Origin of the sequence: Acidipropionibacterium thoenii DSM 20276 (assembly GCF_000423445.1) — a bacterium.
GTDB lineage: Bacteria > Actinomycetota > Actinomycetes > Propionibacteriales > Propionibacteriaceae > Acidipropionibacterium > Acidipropionibacterium thoenii.
Genome location: NZ_AUHZ01000005.1, coordinates 123,062 through 137,892 on the forward strand (window position 1 = coordinate 123,062; position 14,831 = coordinate 137,892).

Annotated in this window: 14 protein-coding genes; 7 read left to right on the forward strand and 7 right to left on the reverse strand. The window is 67.6% G+C overall.

Annotated elements, in window-relative coordinates; genetic code table 11:
• Nucleotides 1-8: 8 nt before the first annotated feature.
• The 3 genes from G554_RS13760 (at nt 9) to G554_RS0100530 (ending at nt 4,233) form a co-directional block, all read left to right on the forward strand.
• Nucleotides 9-1,181 carry an acyl-CoA dehydrogenase family protein gene (locus tag G554_RS13760; RefSeq protein WP_036923945.1) on the forward strand — a complete coding sequence of 391 codons (1,173 nt, stop codon included), beginning with the start codon at nt 9-11 and terminating at the stop codon, nt 1,179-1,181.
• A 131-nt stretch (nt 1,182-1,312) separates the two neighbouring features.
• Complete coding sequence (locus G554_RS13765; protein WP_071162119.1) at nt 1,313-2,212, forward strand: SDR family oxidoreductase; 900 nt, start codon at nt 1,313-1,315, stop codon at nt 2,210-2,212.
• Entirely contained in the window at nt 2,212-4,233 is a 2,022-nt protein-coding gene (locus G554_RS0100530; protein WP_036923858.1) for an oxidoreductase, read from the forward strand. The genes G554_RS13765 and G554_RS0100530 overlap by 1 nt, the downstream gene beginning before the upstream one ends.
• A 27-nt stretch (nt 4,234-4,260) precedes the next feature.
• On the opposite strand, the gene lplAB is transcribed toward G554_RS0100530, so the two are convergent.
• From lplAB to G554_RS0100550, 5 genes are all read right to left on the reverse strand, one after another.
• Nucleotides 4,261-5,310: a lipoate-protein ligase LplAB gene (lplAB, locus tag G554_RS0100535; protein WP_027586381.1), complete on the reverse strand. Its 1,050-nt coding sequence runs from the start codon at nt 5,308-5,310 to the stop codon at nt 4,261-4,263.
• Between the two features lie 145 nt (nt 5,311-5,455).
• Nucleotides 5,456-6,181, reverse strand: a complete 726-nt coding sequence (locus tag G554_RS13770; protein ID WP_051232088.1) for a hypothetical protein — start codon at nt 6,179-6,181, stop codon at nt 5,456-5,458.
• A complete protein-coding gene (locus G554_RS16915) occupies nt 6,178-6,813 on the reverse strand; it encodes an AAA family ATPase (RefSeq protein WP_071162120.1) in 636 nt (211 codons plus the stop codon). Before G554_RS16915 ends, G554_RS13770 begins: the two co-directional genes overlap by 4 nt.
• Before the next feature lie 33 nt (nt 6,814-6,846).
• Nucleotides 6,847-7,140: an ATP-binding cassette domain-containing protein gene (locus G554_RS17970; protein WP_071162121.1), complete on the reverse strand. Its 294-nt coding sequence runs from the start codon at nt 7,138-7,140 to the stop codon at nt 6,847-6,849.
• Complete coding sequence (locus tag G554_RS0100550) at nt 7,137-7,541, reverse strand: GntR family transcriptional regulator (RefSeq protein WP_027586382.1); 405 nt, start codon at nt 7,539-7,541, stop codon at nt 7,137-7,139. Before G554_RS0100550 ends, G554_RS17970 begins: the two co-directional genes overlap by 4 nt.
• Before the next feature lie 272 nt (nt 7,542-7,813).
• Here G554_RS0100550 and hisC point away from each other — a divergent pair, with 272 nt between their 5' ends.
• Nucleotides 7,814-8,902 carry a histidinol-phosphate transaminase gene (hisC, locus tag G554_RS0100560; protein ID WP_084648189.1) on the forward strand — a complete coding sequence of 363 codons (1,089 nt, stop codon included), beginning with the start codon at nt 7,814-7,816 and terminating at the stop codon, nt 8,900-8,902.
• 3 nt (nt 8,903-8,905) lie between these two features.
• Here the strand turns inward: hisC and G554_RS0100565 are convergent, their stop codons facing one another.
• Complete coding sequence (locus G554_RS0100565) at nt 8,906-9,787, reverse strand: patatin-like phospholipase family protein (RefSeq protein WP_036923951.1); 882 nt, start codon at nt 9,785-9,787, stop codon at nt 8,906-8,908.
• Nucleotides 9,788-10,204: 417 nt separating this feature from the next.
• Between G554_RS0100565 and ngcE the strand changes: the two genes are divergently transcribed.
• The 3 genes from ngcE (at nt 10,205) to G554_RS0100580 (ending at nt 13,666) form a co-directional block, all read left to right on the forward strand.
• Nucleotides 10,205-11,620 (forward strand): N-acetylglucosamine/diacetylchitobiose ABC transporter substrate-binding protein, encoded by a 1,416-nt coding sequence (ngcE, locus tag G554_RS0100570; protein ID WP_027586385.1) that lies wholly within the window; start codon nt 10,205-10,207, stop codon nt 11,618-11,620.
• A gap of 130 nt (nt 11,621-11,750) precedes the next feature.
• Entirely contained in the window at nt 11,751-12,776 is a 1,026-nt protein-coding gene (locus G554_RS0100575; protein WP_027586386.1) for a carbohydrate ABC transporter permease, read from the forward strand.
• On the forward strand, nt 12,773-13,666 hold the full coding sequence (locus G554_RS0100580) for a carbohydrate ABC transporter permease (RefSeq protein WP_027586387.1): 894 nt from the start codon (nt 12,773-12,775) through the stop codon (nt 13,664-13,666). The genes G554_RS0100575 and G554_RS0100580 overlap by 4 nt, the downstream gene beginning before the upstream one ends.
• Nucleotides 13,667-13,912: 246 nt before the next feature.
• On the opposite strand, the gene G554_RS0100585 is transcribed toward G554_RS0100580, so the two are convergent.
• Nucleotides 13,913-14,566, reverse strand: coding sequence for a precorrin-8X methylmutase (locus tag G554_RS0100585; protein WP_027586388.1), 654 nt, complete (start codon nt 14,564-14,566; stop codon nt 13,913-13,915).
• Between the last annotated feature and the right edge of the window lie 265 nt (nt 14,567-14,831).

The window sequence follows — 14,831 nt, forward strand, 5'->3', positions numbered from 1 at the left end:
GGAACGCCATGATGAGCGACACAGAGTTCACGGCCCTCAGGACCGAGATCGCCGAATGGGTCGCGGGCCCCGGCGAGGAGTGGTCCCAGCGCATCGAGAGCAGCGGCGCGGTCCCCCAGGAGTTGGTCGACGAGCTGCGCGGCCATGGCTGGATGTCCCTGGCGGCACCCGAGGAGCTGGGCGGCCGTGGCGTCGGGTTCGAGAGGTTCCTGGAGCTGATGGAGTACTTCTCCCGGCTGCACGCCTCGATCCGGATGCTGGTGCACGTCAACAATGGCATCTGGCGCGCCCTGGTCGACTACGTCGACGACCAGCAGCGCGAGCAGATCCTCATCCCCACCGTCAAGGGGGACAAGCGGATCGCCTTCACCCTCACCGAGGCCGACTCCGGCACCGGTGCCGACATCCGCACCACTCTGCGCCGCGAGGGCGACGTCTACTACATGAACGGCGAGAAGCACCTCATCACCTTCGGGATGACCTGCGACTACTGGCTGCTCACCGCCCGCCTGGAGGGCACCACCGGCCACGACGGCACCGTCGCGCTTCTGGTGCCGAACACCGGACTGCCCGGGGTCGAGCTCATCGACGACTCCCAGACGATGGGGATCGCCGGCACCGACCACGCGATCATGCACTTCCACGACGTCCCGGTGCCGGTCTCGGCGCGGGTCGGCCAGGAGGGCCAGGGACTGGCCGTGGCCCTGGGCGGTTTCCTGCTGCCCAGCAGGATCTCGGTGGCGATGAGCTGTGTCGGTCTGGCCGAGCGGGCCCAGCAGCTCGCGGTGGAGTACGCCCAGCAGCGGGTGACATTCGGCAAGCCGCTGGCGAAGCGCCAGGCCATCCAGTTCCTGCTGGCTCGCAACCATGCCTCGATCCTGGCTGCACGGTCCCTGGTCCTGGAGGCCGGACGGGGCTACCAGGCCGGCCGTCCGGATGCTGGCGCACTGTCCAGCGCGGCGAAGATGACCGCCGTCGATATGCTTGCCGAGGTGACCGACAACGCCCTGCAGGTCTTCGGCGGGCGCGGCTACTTCAAGCGAGAGACCATCGAGCGGGTCTACCGCGATGCCCGTGCCCAGCGGTTCGAGGAGGGCACCAATGAGATCCAGTCCCTCATCGTCGCCCGCTCCGTGCTGGACGGCACCGCCCGCTACGCCGACGACGTCCCGGTGGCCTGAGGGTCTGTCGCACGGTGTCGCGGCGCCGGCGTCCGGCCCCGCCTCGATCCGGCCCCGCCTGGATCCGGCACCGCCTCGATCCCATACCGCGTCCATCCCACACCGGGACATTCTCAACCAGAGGACTCTGAATGACTGAGCAGAACACCGAGAACAACAATGTCGTGGTGATCACCGGGGGCTCCCGCGGGATCGGCCGCGAGCTGGCGCTGCGACTGGCCGCCCACGGCGACCGTCTGGTGCTCAACTACAAGAAGAACGCCGAGATGGCCGAGCGCACCCTCGCCGATGTCCGGGCCGCCGGCGGCGACGGGATCACCGTCCAGGCCGATATCGAGACCGTCGAGGGGATCGAGAAGCTCTTCGACACGGTGGCTGCGAGCTACCCGACGATCACCGGTTTCGTCTCCAATGCCGCCGCCAGCGCCTTCAAGCCGGTCGACGGGATCAAGGCCCTGCACTTCGAGCGCGGCTTCAACATGAACGTCCGCCCCCTGGTGCTGGGTGCCGAGCGGGCCGCGGCCATGATGCCCCACGGTGGACGGATCCTGGCGGTCACCAGCTACGGTTCCCAGCGGGCCTTCCCGACCTACGCCCTGCTGGGCGCCGCGAAGGCCGCCGAGGAGGCCTTCGTGCGCTACATGGCCGTCGAGTACGGCCCGCGCGCCATCACCGTCAACGCGGTCAACGGCGGGCTCATCGACACCGACTCGCTGGACTTCTTCTACAACCGGGTGCCGGGGATGGCTCCGGTGCAGTCGGTGATCGACAAGATCCCGCTGCGCCGGCCCGGCAAGGCCGCCGACATGGCGGCGGCGATGGAGTTCCTGCTGTCGGCCAACGCCGGCTACATCACCGGTCAGGTGCTCAACGTGGACGGCGGGATCACCGTCGTCGCCCCGCCCTACTGGGCCGACACCAGCTCTCCGCTGCGAGACGCCGTGCTGCCGGCGGACTCGGCCGTCACGATGCCCAGCTACGGGGCCGACGGGGACTCCGGCGATGCCTCGGGAGAGGCTCCCCGGAGCTGATGACCGATCCGCTGACGAGCTGGCGGCTCGGCCCTCTGGAGGTGCCCAACCGAGTACTGATGGGCAGCATGCACACCGGTTTCGAGCGGGACGGCGAGCGGCTGGCGGCCTTCTACACCGAGCGGGTGCGCGGCGGGGCCGGGCTCATCGTCACCGGCGGCTACGCCGTCGAGGGGCGCGGCCGTTCGGTGCCCGATGACATCGTGCTCGGCGACCCCGCCCTCGACCCCCCGCTGCGACGGTCGGTCGAGGCGGTGCACGCCGCCGGCGGGCTGATCGCCGTCCAGCTCTTCCATGCCGGTCGCTACTCGGCCGGGCTCCCCGACGCCGACGGCGTGCCGGTGCCCCCGGTGGCTCCCTCCCCGGTGGCCTGGCGGGCCGCCCGCGGAGTCGTGCCCGTGCAGATGAGCGAGGCCGACATCGCCGAGACCCTGCGCAGCTACGCCCGCGCCGGCGCCCATGCCGAAGAGCTCGGCTACGACGCCATCGAGATCTCAGCCTCCGAGGGCTACCTCATCAACGCCTTCTGCTCCCCACTGACCAATCTGCGCCAGGATGCCTGGGGCGGGGACGCCCACCGGCGTCGCCGATTCGCCCGCGAGGTGGTCTCCGCGGTGCGCGCCGCCACCGGACTGCCGCTGATCGCGCGGATCTCCGGCGATGACCTGATGACCGGATCGTCCACCCGCCAGGAGGTCCTGGACCTGGCCGAGGAGGTGGTGGCGGCCGGCGCCGACGCCGTCTCGGTCGGGGTGGGCTGGCACGAGTCCCCGGTGCCGACGGTCCAGTTCTCGGTCCCACACGGGGCCTGGTTGAGCGTCGACGAGAGGGTCGCCGCCCACCTGCCCGGGACCCCGGTGATCGGCTCCAACCGGATCTGCTCGCTGGCCGAGGCGCGCCGGGCCCTGGAGAGCACCCGGCTGGCCGCGGTCGCCCTGGCCAGGCCCTTCCTGGCGGACCCCGATGTGGTCACCGGGGCGGTCGCGGGCCGGACGGTGATCCCCTGCATCGGCTGCAACGAGGAGTGCATCGACCACTCGATGCGGGGCAGACCGATCTCCTGCCTGGTGAACCCGAGAGCCGGCCGCGAGGGGCGGATGACATTGGCGACCGCCCCGCAGCCCCGCCGCCTGGCGGTGGTGGGAGCCGGCCCGGCCGGACTGGTCGGGGCCCTCGACGCGGTCCGTCGGGGGCACCGCGTCACCCTCTTCGAGGCCGACCCCGAGGTGGGCGGACAGCTGAGGTTGGCCGGCCTGGTGAGCGGCAAGAGCGACTACCTGGCGGCCGCCCGGGCACTGGCCCGGCGGTTCGTCGAGCTCGGCGGCGATCTGGTGCTGGGTCGGCGGATCGCTCTGGAGGAGCTTGCCGGCTTCGACGCCGCGCTGCTGGCCACCGGGGTCCGGCCGCGCAGGGTCCAGATCGACACCGACGGTTCGTGCACGGTGCTGGGCTATCGCGAGGCCCTCGAGATCTTCGCGGACAGCGGCGGGTCGGGATCGCAGCCCGCCGGGTCCGGTCCCGGTGCGCGGACTGAACTGGGCGACCTGCTGGTGATCGGCGGGGGAGGGGTGGCCGTCGACGTGGCGGCCACCCTGGCACCGCGGGCCGGCCGGGTGACCCTGATCCGCCGCGGCTCCCGGAGATTCGCCGCCGGCACCAGCCCCAGCACCCGCTGGATCGGGCTCGGCGAGCTGCGCACCGCCGGCGCGCAGATGTGGAACAACGCACGACTGGTACGGGTCCGCCGGGCGGTGGCCACCGTGGAGGTCCGGGTGCCCGCGACCCCATCGGGGCCGGCCGGTGCCGGCCAGGTCGGATCGTCCCAGTCCGATGAGGTGACCGAGCAGCGAGATGTGCCGGTCGACACCCTGGTGGTCGCGGTGGGATCCGAACCCCGGGTGCTCACCGGGAGTCTGTCCATCCCGCACCGGAGCGTCGGAGGGGCCAGGGACGCCGGCGGCCTCAACGCCGCCCGCTCCACCCGGGAGGCCCTGGAGGCCGTCCGCGACCTGGTGGGGTGAGTCCCCTCCAGCGGCACGGGAGTCCGATCAGGGCAGCCGGTGAGTCCACTGCCAGGTGGAGAACTTCGTCCGGCAGCGCTCCTCGGCGACCGCCAGGTCCTCATCGGTGATGGTGCCGTCCTGGGCCCGGTAGCTCTCCTTGAAGTGCTGGTAGAACACGTCGAGGATCTGCGAGCGCTCCATCCCGGTCTGGGACCGCATCGGGTCGACCCTCTTCACCGCGGAGCGGTGGCCCTTGTCGCGGACCTTCTCCTTGCCGATCCGCAGCACCTCCATCATCTTCTGGGCGTCGATGTCGTAGGCCATCGTGACGTGATGGACCATGTAGCCGTTGCTGAACCGCTTCTGGGCGGCGCCGCCGATCTTGCCGATCTGCGAGGAGATGTCATTGAGGGGCACGTAGTGGGCATGGACGCCGACCTGCTCCAGGGCCTCCATCACCCACTCGTCCAGCATCGGGTAGGACTGCGCGAAGCTGAGCCCGTCGACCAGCGCCTGGGGGACCACCAAGGAGTACGTCACACAGTTGCCCGGCTCCATGAACATCGCCCCGCCGCCGGTGACCCGGCGTGAGACCGTGATGCCGTAACGGTCCACCCCCTCCTGGTTGATCTCGTTGTCATAGGACTGGAAGGAGCCGATCACCACCTGCGGGGCGTTCCACTCCCACAGTCGCATGAACGGCCTGCGCCGACCGGCGGCGACCTCCGCCACCAGGGTCTCGTCCATCGCGACGTTGATCATCGGGTCGACGACCGGGCCGTGGATGACGTCGAAATCGATGTCATCCCAGTCGACGGCGCGGCCCAGGGCCCGGCGGACCGCGATACCGATCCCCTCGGGGGTGATCCCGAAGAGGACATCGGTGGGCAGCAGTGCGGCCGCCACCCGGGCGGCCAGCTGGGCGGCGGTCAGCTCCAGCGGCGCCCCCTGCAGGGAGGCGGTGATCCGGTCGAGGGAGTCGTCGGGCTCCAGGAAGAAGTCGCCCGAGATCTGCAGATCCTTCAATCGGGAGTCGGCGACCTCGGTGTCGACGACGATCAGCTTCCCACCGGGGACCTTGTACTCACCGTGCATGGTCCGAAGCATGCCACGCGGGCCGGGCGGTGCCGATACCGCCGACACCCGCCCGCACCGGTGGGGGTGCGGGCGGGTGTCCCTGTGCCGGGTGACTGTCGTGCGGCGTGACTGTCGTGCGGCAGGGCTGGGCGGGCGCTGGGGCTCAGATGGTGCCTCTGCGGTTCACCACGAAACTGCCGGCAGCCGCGATCAGTCCCAGCGCCGCGGTGCCGATGGTCACCAGCCATGCCCCCAACGGTGCCAGCACGGGTACCCAGGAGTCCGACTGCCACACCGCCAGCGCGAGGCCGCCGCACAGCAGCACGCCCATACCGATCCCCGTGACGACCACCACCCGGGGCCCCCAGGCCCGGAACACCGTCCCGAAACCCGCTCCCAGGAACAGTGAGCTCAGACACAGTGCGGTGATCGTGAGGAAGGTCTGCCAGGCGTTCCCCTGACCCAGGATGTAGACATCCAGAGCACGAGCGCCGATGAACCAGTGGTCGGTGGCCTTCTCGATCCACAGCAGCAGGATGCTCCCGATCCCGGTGACCACTGAGATCACCAGGAATCCCAGCGCACTGCCGAGCCAGAAGTCGCGCCGGGTCGACCCGAAGGCCAGCGCGGTGGCGAACTGCCTGTTGACGGTCAGCGCCCCCAGGGCGATCAGGAAGCCGGGCATCGACAGCAGTGCCCCCATGTTGTGGGTCATCTCCATGGAGGCCTCCTGGGTCAGCGGCAATCCGGCCTGGATGCCGATGATGAGGACGATGACGACGGAGACCGCCACCACCAGCCCGAGGATGGCCAGCGGCGCCAGGAGCACGTTCGCCGCGGAGTAGACGGTGAGTCGGAATGATCTCAGTGGTCTGGCCGGGCTGTTCATGAGTGGACTCCCCTCAGCACGTGGTCGGGCTCGGTGGGGTGCGGGTCTGGGGCCTTCGAGGCGGTGCCGTCCAGGGCGCCGACCAGCTCCTGGAGACCGGCCGGCTCGATCGAGACATGGAGCTCGTCGGCCCGGCGATGGAGGCCGCCGTTGTGCCGGCCTCGCACCATCACCGAGGCGATGCTGCCCATCGACCGCCGGGAGAGCACCTCCAGACCGCCGATCAGCCGGGCGACGTCGACCTGGCGACCTCGGAGGATGAACGCCTCGGAGGTGATCGCATCGACATCGGCGTGCATCTCCACCCGACCGTTGCGCATCAGGACGACGTCCTCCATCAGGGAGGCCGCCTCGTCGATGAGATGGGTCGACATGATGACGGTCCGTGGCAGCTCGGCGATCTCCTCGAGCAGTGCGGCGTAGAAGATCGAGCGGGCACCGGGATCCAGCCCGAGGTAGGGCTCGTCGAGGAAGGTGTAGGGAGCCCGCGAGGCCAGGGAGATCGTGATGGCCAGAGCGGAGCGCTGGCCCCGGGACATCTTCTTGAGCTTGGTCCTGTGCGGCAGCCGGAACTTCTCGACGAGTTCCCCGACGGTCCGGTCCGACCACCGGGTGAAGAATCCGGGCGCCACCCTCAGCAGGATGTCGAGGGTGAAGTCGTCGTTTCAGCGCTGGTCCTCGTGGATGAAGCAGGTCTTCTCGAGCACCGCGGCGTTCTCGGCGAGGGCCTGGCCGTCGATGAGGACCTGGCCGGAGCTGGGGAAGATGTGATTGGAGATGATGGACATCAGGGTCGTCTTGCCGACCCCGTTGGACCCCAGCAGACCGTAGATGCGATCCGGTGGGAGGTGCAGATCGATCCCGTGCAGGATCTCGGTGCGACCGTAGGACTTCGACAGTCCCGCGATCGTGATGCCGTCGGCGGCTGCCGGGTCGAAGGGGGCCTCGGTGGTGGTCATCGGATACTCCTTCCGTGGTTCGCCGGGAGGCTGTCTCCGGCGGTCAGGCGGTGGATCTGGTTGATGATGTCGTCGGGGGACAGGCCCACCAGCCGGGCCTCGTCCAGCAGAGGTGCCAGGTAGCTGTCGGTGAACTGCTCCTGGCGTTGCCGCCGGAGCAGTTCGACGCCGTTGTCGGTGACGAACATTCCCCGACCCCGCCGCTTCTCGAGGACCTGCTGGTCGACGAGCCGGTTGAGCGCCTTTCCCGCGGTGGCGGGGTTGATCCGGTAGAAGGCGGAGAGCTCATTGGTCGATGGCACCCGGCTGCCGGCCGGGTAGACACCGGCGAGGATGTCGTCGGCGATCTGGTCGGCGAGGGCGAGGAAGATCGGTCGTCCGTCGCCTGGATCAGCGGTCATGGCCACCTCCGTGGTTAGTTACTCAACTAATGAACCATGGAACATGATGAGAATCAAGAGGGGGACCGAGGACGCGGTGGAACCGCCACTGCGACCCCCGGGTTGCCACCCTCGGCGCGGCGGCAGCGGTCGATCCGGCACCGGGACCGTCACCGGCACCTCCCTGGATCGCTGCCCGGCGGGTGACGGGGCGGCTGTGGAGTCGGTCGCGCCGATGTGAGAAGCTCGAGATCGGTACCTCCGGGGTGCCCGATCAGTGGAGGAGGACGTCGTTGACCAGCAGACGTGACGTGGTGAGGTCACTGCCCTCGTACAAGCAGGGGGCAGCCGAGGGGCCGAATGCCGTGAAGCTGTCCTCCAACGAGAACCCCTATCCGCCGCTGCCCTCGGTGGTGGCCGAGATCACCGCGCAGATGGTCGACCCGTCCGGCGGGATCAATCGGTACCCCTCGATGGGCGCCGAGCAGTTGCGCGCCGCGATCGCGGCCCGCCACGGCGTCACCCGCGAGCAGGTCGCGGTGGGTGCGGGCTCGGTCGAGGTCGCCACCCAGCTCATTCACGCCACGGCGGGGCTGGGGGACGAGGTGATCTTCGCCTGGCGCTCCTTCGAGGCCTACCCGATCATGACGGTCGTCGCAGGGGCGACGCCGGTCAAGGTGCCGCTCGGACCAGACCTGCACCACGACCTGGACGCGATGGCCGCCCGGATCACCGACCGCACCCGGCTGATCCTGCTGTGCACCCCCAACAACCCGACCGGCACCATCCTGGCCACCGATGAGGTCGAGCGCTTCCTGGCGCAGGTCCCCGACGACGTCGTGGTCGCCATCGACGAGGCCTATGTCCATTTCAACCGGGACACCGACGCGGTCTCCGGGGTCGAGATGGTGGCCCGTCACCCCAATGTGGTGGCCCTGCAGACCTTCTCCAAGGCTTATGGGCTGGCCGGACTGAGAGTCGGATATGCGATCGGATCGGTCGAGTTGTGCGAGGACCTGCGCCGGGTCGCGGTGCCCTTCGCGGTGAGCAATGTGGCCCAGCGCGCCGCACTGGCCTCGCTGGAGCATGAGGACGAGTTGGCCGAGAGGGTCGACAGAATCGTCTCCGAGCGGGCCAGGGTGACCCAGGAGCTTCGCGCCCAGGGCTGGCGGGTCGGCGACTCCCAGGCCAACTTCGTGTGGTTGCCCACCGCCGACCAGACCGCCCGGATCGACCAGGTACTGCGCGCCGAGCACGTCTTCGCCCGTTGCTGGCAGGGTGAGGGGATCCGGCTGAGCATCGGCAGTCGACAGGAGAACGATCGGGGTCTGGCCGCCTTCGCCAGGGCCGTCGAGGCCACCAGGCCTGCCGCGCGGGTCTGATCCTCAGATTCCCAGGAACTCCCGCCAGCGCGGCCACTCGCGGTTGATCTGGCCCATCCCCAGCCCGTAGCAGCGCCGCAGCCTGGCCACATCGCGCTCCCGGTTGTTGATCGGCATCGTCTCGGGGAAGAACAGGATCGCCCGCCCGTCACTCTCCAGGTCGAACAGTTCCTGGCGGGTGGCGTTGTAGCGACGCCACCGGCCCGCCAGTGCCTCGGCCACCGCCGGGCGACGCCGGAAGATCCGATTGAGCGCCCGGATGTCGCGAGGCGGCCTCTTGACGTAGTCGCGGGGCCGGGTCATCACCACGGCGAACCGCTCGAAGCCGTCGCTGCGCGCAATGTCCAGGGGGATGCCGCCGTTGGGGCCGATCGCACCGTCGACGTACTCCACCCCGTCGATGGTCACCGGAGGCATCAGCGCCGGCATCGTCGAGGAGGCCTGGACGATGGTCATCAGTTCAGGCATGGACCCGACGTCGTCACGGGTGAACCACCGCTGAGAGCCGTCGGAGGTGCGCGTCGCCCCGATCCGGAAGGCCGCCGGATTCGCCTGGAAGGCGGGGTAGTCGAAGGGAAGTGACTGTCCCGCCCCGCAGGTGTGCTGGTAGATGTACTCGGAGTTGAACAGTCCCCGGCCGGTGAGAAAGGTCCACAGGCTGCCGAAATTCGGGTCCCCGGAGAACTCCACGAAGCAGGCCCGGGCGCGCTGCGGGTCGTTCGACAGATAATTCGAGGCGTGGGACGAGCCCGCAGAGATGCCCGAGACGTGGGGGAACTTGACCTGCTCGCGCAACAGCTTGACGATCACAGCGGCTGAGTAGCTGGCTCGCATCCCACCGCCCTCGAGCACCAGGGCGACGTCGTCGACGGTGAAAACTCCCATGCCGGTGATCCTGCCACCCGACATCACGGCCGGGGGACGCGGGAGCCGGCGCTGTCCATTCGCTCATCTGTCGCTCACCGAAACGCTCACCACGCCCGCCTCCCACCGGCCGATCAGGAAGATCACGAAATGGTCGCAATTCAGGGGTTTGAGCGTCTGGCGACGGAATCCCGTGCAGCCTCAGAGGAGCATCTCCGTCGAGCGATTCGCTCAACAGGTGCGATCGAATCGGCGCCAGATCACCTCTTGATGACGCACTATGTGAGTGCGACGTAACGGTTCGGTTGCAAGCCACTTCGCCGCTTGTAGCCGACTACGGGGCCTCACTACTGTTCAGGACGCAGGGCCCTCCTGAGAGCACTGAGCGATGATTTCATTGCTCGCCAGCGTGGGTGAGCTTGAACCAAGGAGAAAGACATGACCCAGTCGTCCTTCAATCGTCGAGGATTCCTCAAGGGAGCAGCGGCCGCCGCCGCAGTCGTGCCCCTGGCGTCCTCCCTGGCCTCGTGCGCGGCAGGCGGTGGCAGCAGCAGCGACTCCTCCTCGGCCCCTTCTGCCGGTGCCAAGTCCGCTGACAACCCCTTCGGCATCAATGAGTCGGGCAAGCTGGATGCCGTCATCTTCAACGGTGGCTACGGCATCTCGTACGCCCAGTTCGCCGCCGCCCAGATGAAGAAGAAGTGGCCCAAGCTCACCGTCTCGGTGAAGCCCTCGAACAACATCTCCCAGGAGCTGCAGCCGCGGTTCGTCGCCGGCAACCCCCCGGACGTCATCGACAACTCCGGTGCCAACTCGATCGGCGTCTCGTCGATCCTCAGCCAGCTCGACACCTTCGACGATCTCATGAGCGCCAAGAACTACGAGGGCAAGACGATCTCCGACACGCTGTACCCCGGCGTCAAGGAGATGGGTACCCGCGGCGACAAGTTCGCGATCTTCAACTACGTGATGAGCGGTTACGCCGTCTGGTACTCCGACTCGCTGTTCCAGGCCAACGGCTGGACCGCGCCGAAGACCTGGGATGAGGCCTATCAGCTGGGCGCGAAGGCCAAGGCGAAGGGCAAGTACCTGTTCTGCTGGGGCAAGGAGGCGGCCACCTACTACCGCACCCTGATTCTCGGCACCGCGTACAAGCAGGGTGGCGATGAGGTCCGTCTGGCCATCGAGAATCTCAAGCCGAAGGCCTGGTCGCAGCCCGTCATCCAGCAGGCCCTCACCGCGCTGAAGAAGATCATCGACGCCGGATTCGTCAAGCCCGGCGGCGCCGGCACCCAGTTCACCGCCGCCCAGGCCCAGTGGTCCAACGATCAGGCAGCCCTGCTGTACCCCTCGGGCTCCTGGATCGAGAACGAGATGAAGTCCCAGACCAAGGCCGGTTTCAAGATGACCGGCGCCCCGGAGTTCGTGCTGGACGACTCCCCGGTGATGGGTTACGAGGCGATGAATGCCGCCCCGGGCGAGCCCTTCATCTGTCCGAAGCAGGGCGTCAACGCGGGAGCGGGCAAGGAGTTCATGCGCGCCATGCTCTCCGAGGCGGCCGCCAAGAACTTCGCCGAGAAGATCCTGTCCCCGACCGTCGTCAAGGACACCGTTCCGGCCGACGGCTTCGGCTCGACCGCTCTGGTGTCGCTGACCAAGATGCTGAATGCAGCCGGTGAGAAGGTCTTCAACATCCAGTGGGTCGACTACTACGGCGTCAACACCGAGCACCTCGTGGTGTGGAACGACTTCCTGGCCGGCAAGTCCTCGGTGGCGCAGATGACCGACGCCATGCAGAAGATCTCGGACAAGGTCGCCAACGACTCCTCGGTCGAGAAGATCACCATCAAGTGAGACTGATCCAGGGGACGGTCGGGCAGGCCTTCAGTGGTCTGCCCGGCGTCCCCCGGAGATTCTCTCGTCGGCCGCCCGTCCTCTTCTCGGGTCGGGCGGCCCTCTCCGTCCTCCAGAGATTGAGTGAGACATGAGTGCAGCCATCCCCCCGAGTACAGCTGCCGGGGTCGCGTTGGAAGACACACCGGTCAGGGCGACTGCCGTCCCCAGACGTCGCCGACACCGCCCGTGGACTTTCGACAAGGTCAGTTTCTTCGTGGTCTTTCTCGGACTGCCGTTGGCCGTCTATCTGATTTTCGTCGTGTCGCCTTTCATCCAGGCGTTCTATTACTCACTCACCAACTGGGGCGGATTCTCCGCCACCTTCGATTTCGTGGGTCTGTTCAACTACACGAAGATCCTCACAGACGATCTGTTCACCCGGGCGATGATCAATAACGTCGTCCTGGTAATCCTGGTCCCCGTCGTCACCATCGTGCTGTCGCTGATTCTGGCGATTCTGCTGACGGTCGGCGGATCGAGCTACGGCCAGACCAGAGGCCTGGGCCATTCAGGGTTCTACCGGATCGTCTCCTTCTTCCCCTACTGCGTGCCGGCCGTCGTCATCGGCCTGATGTGGGGCCAGATCTTCGATCCGTCACACGGCCTGGTGAATGGCCTGCTGACCAAGGCCGGGATCTCCTCCGCCAACGAGTTCGCTTGGCTCGGCGAGAAGTCGACCGCCATGCCGATCTCGATCTTCATCATGGTGTGGGCCTACATCGGCTTCTACATGTTGCTGTTCGTGGCCGGGATCAAGTCGATTCCCGCCGAGATCTTCGAGGCGGCCAGGATCGACGGAGCGGGCAGGTTCCGAACAGCCATCTCGATCACGGTGCCTCTCATCCGTGACAACGTCCAGACCGCCTGGATCTACCTGGGCATAGCGTCACTGGACGCCTTCGTCTACATGAGTGTGCTGAACCCCTTCGGTGGCCCTGACAACTCGACCCTGGTGATGAGCCAGCAGCTGTTCTCCACCGCCTTCCAGAAGGGTCAGTACGGCGTCGCCTGTGCGATGGGCGTCGTGATCGCCCTCATGACGATGATCTTCGCCGGGATCGTCGGTCTGGTGAACCGTCTGACCGGCGGCAAGGACACGGTGACCCTGGCATGAGCACTACACTGACCGCCCCCCTGAGGGCAGATGAGGTCGCGGTTCACCACGTCAAGGCGACCAAGGGTGACAAGGCCGTCTCGACGGTCTCCCACGTCCTGCTGATCATCTGGTCGATCGTCGTCATCGGCCCGCTGCTGTGGACCCTGTTGAGCGCCTTCAAGACCACCAGCGAGATCTTCTCCTCGCCCTTCGGCCTGCCGAAGAAGATGCAGTGGAAGAACTTCAGCAATGCGTGGACCACTGCCGGTATCGGTGACTACTTCATCAACACCGTCATCGTGGTGTTCTCGGCACTGATCCTCGTGATGGTCTTCGGCGCGATGTCGGCCTATGTGCTGGCCCGCTTCCGGTTCTACGGCAACAAGGTCATCTACGTGCTGTTCCTGGCCGGCAACACCTTCCCGATCTTCCTGGCCGTCGTGCCGCTGTTCTTCACCCTGAAGAACCTCGGTCTGCTCAACACCAAGCCGGGCCTCATCATCACCTACGTGGCGTTCGCGCTGCCGTTCACGGTGTTCTTCCTGTTCGCCTTCTTCAAGACCCTGCCCAATGAGATCTACGAGGCAGCCGAGATCGATGGCGCGGGGGAGTGGCAGACCTTCTTCCTGGTGATGCTGCCGATGGCCAAGCCGGGCTTCGCCTCGGTCGCGATCTTCAACTTCCTGGGGCTGTGGAATCAGTACCTGATCCCGGTCGCGTTGAACACCAACACCAGCAACTACGTGCTCTCCCAGGGACTGGCCGCCTTCGCCGCCAGGACCAACTACGAGGTCGACTTCGGAGCGCTGTTCGCCTCGGTGGTGCTCACGGTGCTGCCGGTGCTGATCGTCTACATCATCTTCCAGCGCCAGCTGCAGGGCTCGGTGTCCCAGGGCACGATGAAGTAGCTGACTCAGGTCCGGCAGGGGGCCCCGGGAAGCAGGCCGGACGGCCCCTGGCAGGAGGCTTGGTCCGTGTGGTGGCCGGGTGTTCTTGGCAGGCCCGGTGGTCTCCACCCACTTCATTCCACGTTCGTCCTCAAATCCGACGTTCGTCCTGGAATTCCAGGACGAACGTCGTTGAGGGGGTCCGGGGCAGGGTTCAGGGGTTCGGGAGCGGGTCGACGCCGTCGGGGTGCAGTCGGCCAGGTGCCCTCAGATGTGGGCGTTGTCCACCTCGTCCCACGACGAGATCGCGTTGATCGCGGCCACCGCGATCGCAGAGCCGCCCCGCCTCCCCAGCAGGGTGAGGTACTCCAACCCCAGATCGGAGTCCACCAGGGCCTGCTTGGACTCCGCAGCACCCACGAATCCCACCGGGATGCCGATCACCGCGGCCGGCCGCTGTCCGGTCCGGGCGATCACCTCCAGCACCCGGAACAGTGCGGTGGGGGCGTTGCCGATCGCCACCACTGCGCCGTCCAGCCGGCCATCGGCGGCCCACAGGTCGACTGCCGCACAGGTCTTGGTGGTGTGCCCCACCTTCGCCAGCTCCGCCAGCCGGGGCTCCTTGATGTGGCAGATCACCTGGTTGTCGCGCGGCAGCCGGGACCGGATGATGCCGGTGGCCGTCATCGAGGAGTCGCACAGGATGTCGGCCCCTCCCTCCAGCGCGGTGCGGCCCGCCGTCACCACACCTGGGGTGAAGGCGATGTCGGCGGCGATGGCGGGGTCTGCCGCCGAGTGGATCATCCGCACCGCGACGTGCTCGACGTCGGCCGGGAACCGTGACAGGTCGGCCTCGGCCCGGATGATCCGGAAGGACTCCCGGTAGATGTCTGCCCCGTTGTTGACATAGGCGTGTCCCACCTGTGGCTCCTCGTCTGCTCGGAGGGGACCGGTGCCCCGGCCTGGGTCGAGCGTAGCGGGGGCCGGCCGCCGGGGCCGCGCGACCCTCAGGGCCGGGGCGCCCGGAGGACCGGCATACCGGTGTGCTTGGATTGTCCCGGTCGAACTCCTCGACGCCAGATGGACACCATCGCGGCCTCGAGGGCGGCCTCCAACTGAACAACGCATCGACGACGTGGCGGAAGCCGGACAGATCCGGCACGGTCGCGCCACTGTGAGCACCCCG

Bases quoted from the DNA above. Each gene is read 5' to 3' on its own strand.
- G554_RS13760 (WP_036923945.1), top strand. From the start codon at position 9: ATGATGAGCGACACAGAGTTCACGGCCCTCAGGACCGAGATCGCCGAA.
- G554_RS13765 (WP_071162119.1), top strand. From the start codon at position 1,313: ATGACTGAGCAGAACACCGAGAACAACAATGTCGTGGTGATCACCGGG.
- G554_RS0100530 (WP_036923858.1), top strand. From the start codon at position 2,212: ATGACCGATCCGCTGACGAGCTGGCGGCTCGGCCCTCTGGAGGTGCCC.
- lplAB (WP_027586381.1), bottom strand. From the start codon at position 5,310: ATGCACGGTGAGTACAAGGTCCCCGGTGGGAAGCTGATCGTCGTCGAC.
- G554_RS13770 (WP_051232088.1), bottom strand. From the start codon at position 6,181: ATGAACAGCCCGGCCAGACCACTGAGATCATTCCGACTCACCGTCTAC.
- G554_RS17970 (WP_071162121.1), bottom strand. From the start codon at position 7,140: ATGACCACCACCGAGGCCCCCTTCGACCCGGCAGCCGCCGACGGCATC.
- G554_RS0100550 (WP_027586382.1), bottom strand. From the start codon at position 7,541: ATGACCGCTGATCCAGGCGACGGACGACCGATCTTCCTCGCCCTCGCC.
- G554_RS0100565 (WP_036923951.1), bottom strand. From the start codon at position 9,787: ATGGGAGTTTTCACCGTCGACGACGTCGCCCTGGTGCTCGAGGGCGGT.
- ngcE (WP_027586385.1), top strand. From the start codon at position 10,205: ATGACCCAGTCGTCCTTCAATCGTCGAGGATTCCTCAAGGGAGCAGCG.
- G554_RS0100575 (WP_027586386.1), top strand. From the start codon at position 11,751: ATGAGTGCAGCCATCCCCCCGAGTACAGCTGCCGGGGTCGCGTTGGAA.
- G554_RS0100580 (WP_027586387.1), top strand. From the start codon at position 12,773: ATGAGCACTACACTGACCGCCCCCCTGAGGGCAGATGAGGTCGCGGTT.